We start from the raw sequence: 9,053 nt of genomic DNA, 5'->3' as shown, positions 1-9,053 counted from the left end.
AAATTTGCCCTTCGTGTTCTTCGTGGTTTTTAAAAGATATGGGTAAGAATAAGCCCCTCAAGGGAGAGGGAATTTTGCTTTATCTCCCAACTGACTGCTTAACTTAGTTTTGAGTAGTTACAGATTTATGTTGTGGCCGAACTAATAGAGATAGGCGAGGTAACCAAAATAACTACTGAAACGACGGTTACTTATAGAGAAGAATAAGCGGCGAGCTTTTTATAGTAAACCTTACGCCGGTTCAAAACCTGTGTGAGGTTTGTTAGTGGCCGAAATAATAATAAATAAGACTAAATTACTAAATCCTCATAGGCATAACCAAATATATATATCCTTCCTCCTGAGGCGAACTAATAACACCTGATTTATCTTGGCTAACCAAAGTAAGATATATTTCATCACCCCTCATATTTTTCACCCCATCTATTACATAAATAGGCTTAAAACCTATTTCAATCTCTTCTCCTTCTATATCAATATGTAATTCTTGTCTTGCCTCACCAATTTCGGAAGTAGCTGAATTAATAATAATTTTTCCTTCACTTATCGAAAATTTTATTATCGCAGAACTCAATAGTGAAATCCTTCTACAGGCATCCAAGAAATCACTTCGATTTATTTTAACCTTTGTTCGATACTCATTAGGAATAAAGCTTCTATAATTAGGAAAATCTCCTTCTATTAACCTAGAAATAAGGACAATATTACCACTAGTAAAACCAACTTCTCTCTCGGTTATATCTATCCTTACAGACTCTTCCTCTTCCATGATCTTGGAGAGTTCTTCTACCGCCCTGGTAGGTATAATCACACTAATAGGGGTTTCAAAATCTATATCAATATCCTGTTTAATTACGGATAACCGATGTCCGTCAGTAGCAGCCATTTCTATCTTATTTCCGGATAAAGAAAGAAACACACCCTTTAAGATAGGTCTTAATTCATCTTTAGAAACAGCAAATATAGTCTTTTTAATCATTTCTTTTAAAATAGAAGCAGGTAGAAAAAAAGATTTACTATCAGTTAATTGAGGAAATTGAGGAAAATCTTCTCCTAATTGACCACAAAGATAAAAAGAAACGCTATTATTACTAATATTAATCTTATTACCTTCTTCTTCAGTCTTAAAGGTAATTTCTCCGGGAGGCATTTCACGAATAATATCGCTTAACATCTTGGCCGAAAGAGCCATAGAGCCAGGCTCTAATACATTCGCCTTTAACTCACACTTAAGATTTATTTCTAAATCAGAGGCCGTCATCTTTAATTTATCATCGAAGACTTCCATTAAGACATTAGAAAGGATAGGCAGATTAGATTTACCTTCAAAAGGAGCCACCCCTTGAGCTAATTGAATTTCCTTAATAATATTTTCTTTAGCTATGGTCATTTTCATTATTATATCTCCTTTTTTAATAATTAGATTATAATAATAATTCCTCTTAATATGTTTATAATTAAGATAACATTAATTAAAATATTAATTTATATATTTAATAACCTCTGAGTAAATACTCTTTCTTACTCACAAAAAAATAGAGTTATCTTTTTTTAAAAAAGATATTAATAGGTTATTAATATAATTTTCACAGGATACTAAACATCTCTTCGTATTTCATTAATAATCATATTTATATTATCTTTTAAATTAGGATCTTGATTGAGTTGTGTTTCAATTTTCTTACAGGCAAAAAGAACCGTGGTATGATCTTTGCCAAATTCTTTTCCTATATCTATAGTGGAAAAATTGGTCAAGTTACGGCAGATATACATGGCTATCTGTCTAGAGAGGGCAATCATGGCTGATCTTTTTTTACTTTTCATAGCCGATTGGGGGAGACCAAAATGGGCGGCCGTATATTTTTGGATAGAGTTTATGGTAAAATTTTTAGGTTTATCTTTTTCTAAAAAATCTTTTATAACTTCATAAGTAAAAGATATATCAATATTACAACGATTATGAGATGCCTGAGCAGTGACTCTATTAAGGGCGCCTTCTAACTTTCTGATATTTGATGTTATTTGTTTAGCGATAAATTCCAATACATCATCGGGTATAGTAATTCCCTCTCTTGAGGCATTTTTTCTTAGAATAGCCACCCTAGTTTCAAAGTCGGGTGGTTGAATATCCGCCATTAATCCGCATTCAAATCTTGAGCGTAATCTATTTTCTAAAGAATTAATTTCTTTAGGAGGACTATCACTGGAGATGACTATTTGCCGTCTGGATTCATAGAGGGTATTAAAGGTATGAAAAAATTCCTCTTGAATTCCCTCTTTTTCGGCTAAAAACTGGACGTCATCTATAAGTAAGACATCCATATTTCGATATTTTTCTTTAAATACGGTATTAACCGTGTTGGTCCGAATACTATTAATAAACTCATTAGTAAATTGTTCAGTAGAGACATAACATACCATCATTGATGGATTTTTAGCTAAGACCTCGTGGCCTATGGCGTGCATAAGATGAGTTTTTCCTAAACCAACTCCTCCGTAGATATATAGTGGATTGTAAATATTACCAGGCTTTTTAGCGACAGCGTAAGAACTGGCGTGGGCAAACTCATTACTTTTACCTACCACAAAGGTATCGAAGTTATATTTTTGATTTAAATATGTTCGAGTATTAAAATTCTTTTTTATGACCACCGGCTTTTTTATAAGAGAATTATCTTTCTCATCAGAGATAACAAAATTAAGAGAGATTGGTTTATCATTCAAATGGGAAACAACCCTATTTAGGTCGGCGTAGTGATGATTAATTAACCAATCTTTAAATAATTTATTGGGAACCTCGATTTCTAATGAATCAGGAGAAATAGATAGATATCGTGTTGGTTTAAACCAACTTTCAAAGGTATGGGGATCCACTTTGTCTTGCATTACCTTTAAAGTTTCATCCCAAAGGTTAGCCGTCCTCATTTTTTATTTCCTCCCATTTTTATCTATGGATGTGCTCCCCTTCCCACTTCTCGAGGAAAGCGGAAGATTTACTCACAACTTATTCATAATGGATTAAGCTGTTTTAAAATAACGCCTTATTTTTACCTCTGTCTACTAAAACCTTGCAGGAGTTACACACATAGTTATCCACAATTGTTAGTAAGTTATAACTGGTTATAATACTACAATTTAACTAATAGCCAATAGGTAATAGGCATAATGCCCTATTGGCTATTGCCTATTGGCTCTTGGCTAACTAACTGAGCTTGTAAAACTTTTACCTTAGACTTTATCTAAGTCCTTGCAGGAATTACACACAAAGTTATCCATAATTGTTAATAAGTTATAATTAGTTATGATAATGTAACTTAACCAATAGACAATAGGTAATAGGCATAGGGAAGAATACCCTATTGTCTATTGGCTTTGGTGATTTTGTAAGGTTTTTGGAGTGGTAAGTGATTGGTAGTTAGTGATGGGGAAAAAATTACTATTATCACCATTATATTTATAAGTTCAACCTTTTTAAGGAAATACGGCTATAATTAATGACTAAATGCCGGCAAAAAGTCTTCTCTAAGGTCCTCTCTCATTCGGAGGCTATTATATCACACCTCCTCAAAAAGACAAGTCGAAAAAAATAAAAAAATAATTTTTTTATTTCTAATATATGTATACCAAGCAACTTACGGCTGTAAAAAAATATATATCTTCTTGAATCAGTTTTTTTATAAACCAGGGTTTCGAAAATAGAAAACCGTCCACCTTTCTGATATGGATATATTTATCGAGGGGATGCAGTTTATAAGTCAGTATATTACCTTCTTTATACTTGACAAAAATCTAATTTTATACTATATATACTCTAGTAGACAGAGGTTTGATATCTGACGGCCGTCTACTCGTATCTGATTAACAGGAGGGGATACCGGTGTTAGAAAGGATTTTTAAATTAAAGGCACAGGGGACGGATGTTAAGACAGAGATAATTGCGGGGATAACTACATATTCTTTCCTTATAGTTGATGGTGGCCAGGAGGTGTAGTAGGTGGAAAACAGACCACTTCAACCTAAAAATCTGGAAGAGACTGGCCTTACTCTCCGTTTATTGGCTGATTTAACCCTGAAAGTAATATATACGAGCGCCATCACCATTGGGGATGAACTGGCCGCCAGCCTGAAACTGCCCTACCCGAAGGTAGTTGAAGAGACCCTCCGTTTTCTGAAGGATGAAAAATTATGCGAGATAAAGGGGGGGACCACTTATTTTCCTTTCTCCTGGCGTTATGAATTGACGGAAAGGGGTAGGGCCAAGGCAGCCGAGGCATTAATAGATAATAGTTATGTCGGTCCGGCTCCGGTACCCCTGGATGCTTATTCTTCTTTAGTTAAAAGAGACGAATTAAGGGGGACACCGGTTAGTAAAGAGGCGCTAACGGCCGCCCTTTCTCATTTGGTTCTTGAGCCTAAGATTTTTGACCAGTTGGGTCCAGCGGTCAATTCTAATAAATCCATCTTTCTCTATGGGCCACCAGGAAACGGGAAGACGTGTATTGCGGAGGCCATAGCTAACCTCTTTTCGAGTTATACCCTGGTCCCCTACGCCATTACCATTGACAATCAGATCATAAAACTCTTTGATCCGGGTTATCATTTTGAAGTAAAAGAGGATGATTCCAGGCGATGTGATGAACGCTGGATAATGATAAAACGTCCCATAGTGGAGGTGGGGGGAGAACTAACTTTAGAGGAGTTAGATCTGATCTATGAAGAGAAGGCCAGATTTTATGAGGCCCCCTTTCAACTTAAGGCCAATGGTGGGATGCTTCTGATTGATGATTTTGGCCGTCAAAGGGTGGCTCCCAGGGATTTGCTCAACCGATGGATCGTCCCCTTAGAGAAAAGGTTTGACTACCTCACCCTTCATACCGGCAAAAAGATTGAGGTTCCTTTCTCTTCTTTTATTGTTTATGCAACTAACCTTGATCCGAGGGATTTAGTAGATGAAGCCTTTCTTCGCCGGATTAGTTATAAAACTGAAATCAAAGATCCAACAGAGGAAGAATACCGGGAGATTTTTCGGCGGGTATGTCTGGCGAAGGGGATAGAATATACTGAGGAGACGGTTGACTATCTTATCGAAAGATATTATCAAGCGGAGAGAAGACCCTTTCGAGCCTGTCATCCTCGTGATTTAGCGAATCATATCATTGATCAGGCGGCTTACCGGGGAGTGAAACCTAAACTAGACCAGGATTCCCTTGATTACGCGGCGGCTTCTTATTTTGTCACTATGTAAGGAAGAGATGGCTCGTTTTTGTCTAACCATCAAATAAGGATTAGAAAAATTGGAGCGTATTGAAGTTTCTTGCAATATATGCGGTTCTAACGATTCCAGGCTGTTGGTGGTCAAAAATTCCTTCCGGGTAGTTAAGTGTCAGGAGTGTGGGCTGGTCTATGTAAATCCCAGATTGACAGAAGAGGCTCTGGGTAGTATCTACTCAGAGGATTATCACACTGATTCTCCAGATGAGGTAAAGGAGGAAAGAAGGGAGTTTTTCAAGGAAAAGATAGCCTGGATGAATCAATATCAATCGAGAGGCAAGATATTAGATGTGGGCTGTTCTACCGGTCTATTTCTCCAGGAGGCTAAGGCAGCCGGCTGGGATGCCTACGGGATAGATATAAGTGAAGAGGCGGCCCAATACGCCAGGCGGAATTATGGGCTGGAAGTCACGGCCGGAAAGCTGAATGAATCTAAGTTTGAGCCTGCTTTTTTTGATGCCGTAACTTTTTGGGATAGTTTAGAGCATGTCCCGGATCCTTATCAAGACCTTCTAAAGGCCAGAGAAATTTTGAAGCCGGATGGATTTATCTTTATTTCCACACCCAATATTGACGGCCTCATTCCCAGAACAACCTACTGTCTTTGTGGCAAAACCTTCGGCATTTGGGAACACCCTACGCCGCCGGGACATATCTACCAATTTTCCCAAAAGACACTGACCGCCTTGCTTAATAAGGCAGGCTTTGATCTGCTTGATTCATATTCGGAAAATATTCCCTTCAGATATACTCTGGGAAAGCTGGAAGAGGCGGTTATCGATAAAATAAAGGCGTGGAGGGGAGAGAAAAGGGATGATCCCAAGTTCCACCAGGGTTCATATCTGGGGGAGGTTGAGTCTGTTAAAGATAAGGCTCTTTCCAAACATCCCTCTGGAAGCATTCACCGTCGAATAATCCGGCTTTTAATCAGAACCTGCTCCTGGTTGGCGCTTTTCCCCCTTTACCACTTAACCAATTTCCTGAAAAAAGGCGGCGATTCCATCTTTGTGGTGGCCAGGAATAGCCAATAGGTAATAGGCAAAAGGAAAAGTGGGAAGAGCTAATGAGCAAAGATCCCTATTGGCTAATGGCTAATGGGCTAAGAGGTGCATATCTTGACCAAACAAAAAATATTCAGCTACGCCTGTCCTTCCTGTAGAAGAGAGATAGAATACCAGGATGATCATTACCAATATCACTGTTCTGCCTGTAATAGAGATTTTCTTATTTATCAGGGCATCCCTGATTTCAGACTGAGGCCGATGTCGTCTCAGGAATTAGGGCAAGTTGAGACCATCCTGAAGCGCTTTAACTCTATGGATTACGAGGAGTTGCTCAGACTCCGGATAAATTTTTCTTCTCTCCCTGAGGGCTTGCTTGAGAAGCATCTAAGGCACGAACTGCTAAGCCGGGAGAGGGGAGAGATTAGATTAGCCAAGATTAAGCATCTGATCAACCGGAGTGGCTCGAGTTTTCAGGGAAGGGAGAGGTGCCTAGATCTTGGGTGTGGTGGAGGCAGCACCCTTTTTACCCTGGCGGGTCACTTTAAAGAGGCGGTAGGGATAGATATCTCCCTAGTTGATTTGCTTCTGGCCAGGAAGCTCTTTGCTGTTTATGGGATAGAGAATGTTACTCTTGTTTGTGGCTCCGGATTAGAAATGCCTTTTCTTGACGGCTGTTTTGATCTGATTAATGCCACGGATGTGATTGAACACATGCCGGATCAAGAGGGTTTTTTAGAGGAGGCTTACCGGGTTATGGCCAGGGGAGGTTATTTCTGTTTTAATTCTCCCAACCGGTTTAATATCTTTGGTCCTGAACCTCATGTTGATCTCTGGGGAGTCGGATTTTTGCCCCGAAGATATATGAATGCGTATGTGCGTCTATTTAAAGGGGCCGATTACAAATATAAGAACCTCCTTTCCCTTTTCGAGTTAAAGAGATTAATGGCTGGGATGGGTGGAGGGGAATATTTTATTACCGGTTCCATTGTTGACCGAAATCTTCCCCAGAGATCTTTTAAAGGAAGATTGGCCCAGAAATTTCCCTGGCTACTGACGGCGGCTAATACCCTGGTTAAACCGTTTATTCCAGGGTATGAGGTGATGGTAGTTAAACAGAATTGCGAATCGAGATTGATAAGATGAAGGTTCCCATTTTACTTTACCACGAAATTATTTCTGATGAGGCCGCCCTGGCCAAGGTTGATGTTAGAAAGAGGCCTTATTGTCTCAGCCGGGCGCAGTTTCAGGAACAGATGACTTATTTACAGGAGAACAATTTTAAGACCATCCGGTTGCATGAGTTGGTGGAGGCCTTAGAGCGAGAAGAGGTTCCTGAGGGGAAATCAGTGGTTATTACCTTTGACGATGGCTGCGTCAGTGATTTTAAAGAGGCTTACCCGGTGTTAAAAAGACTTGGCCAGCGGGCGGTCTTTTTTGTTACGGCCGGGGCGGTGGGAGATAAGGGGATGCTAAACTGGGATCAGATAAAAGAGATGCTGGATGGCGGGATGGAGATCGGGTCGCATACGCTTACCCATCCCTTTATGGCCGCCCTAGATGAGGAGGAATTGAAATACGAACTGGCCGAGTCAAAACGGGTCATGGAGGAGCATCTTGAGAGAGAGATCGATCTTTTTTCTTCACCTACGGGTTATCATCATCCGGCCGTAGGAAAGATTGCCAAGATGGTGGGATATCAGGCGGTTTGTATTAATCAAATAGGTGGAGTTGATTTAGGGACAGACCCTTTTGCCTTGAAAAGACTGACCTTAAAGAGGCATCACCGCCTGGCTGCCTTTAAGGCCTTTGTGGAACTAAAAAGCGGGATGATTTGCTATCACCGGGCCGGTCAAATCTTACGGAATATGGCCAAGCGTACTTTAGGAGTTAAGGGATATGAACCACTTCGGAAGGCATTGCTCAGGCTGAAAGGCGTCGTTCGTAGGGATTATATCTCCCTCAACACATACAACTTATGAAAATAATAACAGACACACTAATGTTTAATGAACTTAAACAAATGGCTGAGGATACATTTGGTGATTTGGTAAAGGCAGTCGTTGATGTAGATAGAGAAATTATCGCCGTTGATGCCGAGCTTCATTCTGATTTAGAAGCACTTCTTCTTGAGGATGAATCAAAACAGAAGGACCTTTGGGGTATTAATTTTTATCCCGATATTAAAGGAGATGAATTTGTTGAATTTGACTCAATAATCAATGTGCGGCCTTCCCAAGGCAACAGGAGTCGTGAGGTGGAAGATAAAGAGATATGTAAGAAAATTATTGAAATTGTTGCCAAGAGGATTAAACGATGAGTTATCACCATAAAGATCTCGGAGTAAGGCGCTGGAATCAATTGTCATTTATTGAACAGATGGCAAATATCGGAAGTGAGGTAGAACGCGCCCTCAATTGGCAATCTAAGCATAATCTTGAGTATGCTCAGCGGGCATTTGAGCGTTCTCTTGAGCTAATAGATTTGACGCTGGACAGCGTTAAAGGTTTTCCCCGACTTAAAGAACTTGCCCGTTTGCGAGAGTCCATAGTAGATTATTTCTTGGGAACAAACCAGTTTAGGTATACAGAGGCATCTTTAAGGAAATATTTTTCACCATTCATCTATGCTGCCCGCAAAAACCATTAGTATCTCGTATCTACTCAAAATCAAGTTAAAAAAGTAAGCTCATTACAGATTATAGTGCTATGGGTTAAGTTTCATCTCCTTTTGTACCGACAGCGTCGGCATAAGAGCTTCCCCTCCCTTGATGGGAGGGGT

The 9,053-nt window shown here is 39.6% G+C and carries 8 protein-coding genes; 6 read left to right on the top strand and 2 right to left on the bottom strand.

Translation table 11 applies throughout. From position 1 onward, the window contains the following. Positions 1–298: 298 nt before the first annotated feature. Positions 299–1,396 (bottom strand): DNA polymerase III subunit beta, encoded by a 1,098-nt coding sequence (gene dnaN / locus AB1797_10670; GenBank protein ID MEW5768064.1) that lies wholly within the window; start codon positions 1,394–1,396, stop codon positions 299–301. Positions 1,397–1,596: 200 nt separating this feature from the next. Continuing rightward, positions 1,597–2,925, bottom strand: coding sequence for a chromosomal replication initiator protein DnaA (gene dnaA, locus AB1797_10665; GenBank protein MEW5768063.1), 1,329 nt, complete (start codon positions 2,923–2,925; stop codon positions 1,597–1,599). A gap of 1,069 nt (positions 2,926–3,994) precedes the next feature. On the opposite strand from dnaA, the gene AB1797_10660 reads away from it, so the two are divergent. From AB1797_10660 to AB1797_10635, 6 genes are all read left to right on the top strand, one after another. Beyond that, on the top strand, positions 3,995–5,245 hold the full coding sequence (locus tag AB1797_10660) for an ATP-binding protein (GenBank protein MEW5768062.1): 1,251 nt from the start codon (positions 3,995–3,997) through the stop codon (positions 5,243–5,245). Positions 5,246–5,294: 49 nt separating this feature from the next. Continuing rightward, positions 5,295–6,302: a methyltransferase domain-containing protein gene (locus AB1797_10655; GenBank protein MEW5768061.1), complete on the top strand. Its 1,008-nt coding sequence runs from the start codon at positions 5,295–5,297 to the stop codon at positions 6,300–6,302. Positions 6,303–6,386: 84 nt separating this feature from the next. Next, positions 6,387–7,418 (top strand): methyltransferase domain-containing protein, encoded by a 1,032-nt coding sequence (locus AB1797_10650; protein MEW5768060.1) that lies wholly within the window; start codon positions 6,387–6,389, stop codon positions 7,416–7,418. Further along, positions 7,415–8,254, top strand: coding sequence for a polysaccharide deacetylase family protein (locus AB1797_10645; protein MEW5768059.1), 840 nt, complete (start codon positions 7,415–7,417; stop codon positions 8,252–8,254). The genes AB1797_10650 and AB1797_10645 overlap by 4 nt, the downstream gene beginning before the upstream one ends. Beyond that, the gene (locus AB1797_10640; GenBank protein ID MEW5768058.1) at positions 8,251–8,592 is read left to right on the top strand and encodes a DUF5674 family protein; all 342 of its coding nucleotides are present in this window, start codon (positions 8,251–8,253) and stop codon (positions 8,590–8,592) included. The genes AB1797_10645 and AB1797_10640 overlap by 4 nt, the downstream gene beginning before the upstream one ends. Further along, positions 8,589–8,921: a hypothetical protein gene (locus AB1797_10635; protein MEW5768057.1), complete on the top strand. Its 333-nt coding sequence runs from the start codon at positions 8,589–8,591 to the stop codon at positions 8,919–8,921. Before AB1797_10640 ends, AB1797_10635 begins: the two co-directional genes overlap by 4 nt. Positions 8,922–9,053: the final 132 nt, after the last annotated feature.

The sequence above is a fragment of the bacterium genome (genome assembly GCA_040753085.1).
GTDB lineage: Bacteria > UBA9089 > JASEGY01 > JASEGY01 > JASEGY01 > JASEGY01.
Note: the sequence above shows the minus strand (reverse complement) of the source record. Positions and strands in the feature narration are given on the sequence as shown.

What these genes read in the sequence shown, in the direction of transcription:
- dnaN (MEW5768064.1), bottom strand. Translation starts at nt 1,396, where the DNA reads ATGAAAATGACCATAGCTAAAGAAAATATTATTAAGGAAATTCAATTA.
- dnaA (MEW5768063.1), bottom strand. Translation starts at nt 2,925, where the DNA reads ATGAGGACGGCTAACCTTTGGGATGAAACTTTAAAGGTAATGCAAGAC.
- AB1797_10645 (MEW5768059.1), top strand. Translation starts at nt 7,415, where the DNA reads ATGAAGGTTCCCATTTTACTTTACCACGAAATTATTTCTGATGAGGCC.
- AB1797_10640 (MEW5768058.1), top strand. Translation starts at nt 8,251, where the DNA reads ATGAAAATAATAACAGACACACTAATGTTTAATGAACTTAAACAAATG.
- AB1797_10635 (MEW5768057.1), top strand. Translation starts at nt 8,589, where the DNA reads ATGAGTTATCACCATAAAGATCTCGGAGTAAGGCGCTGGAATCAATTG.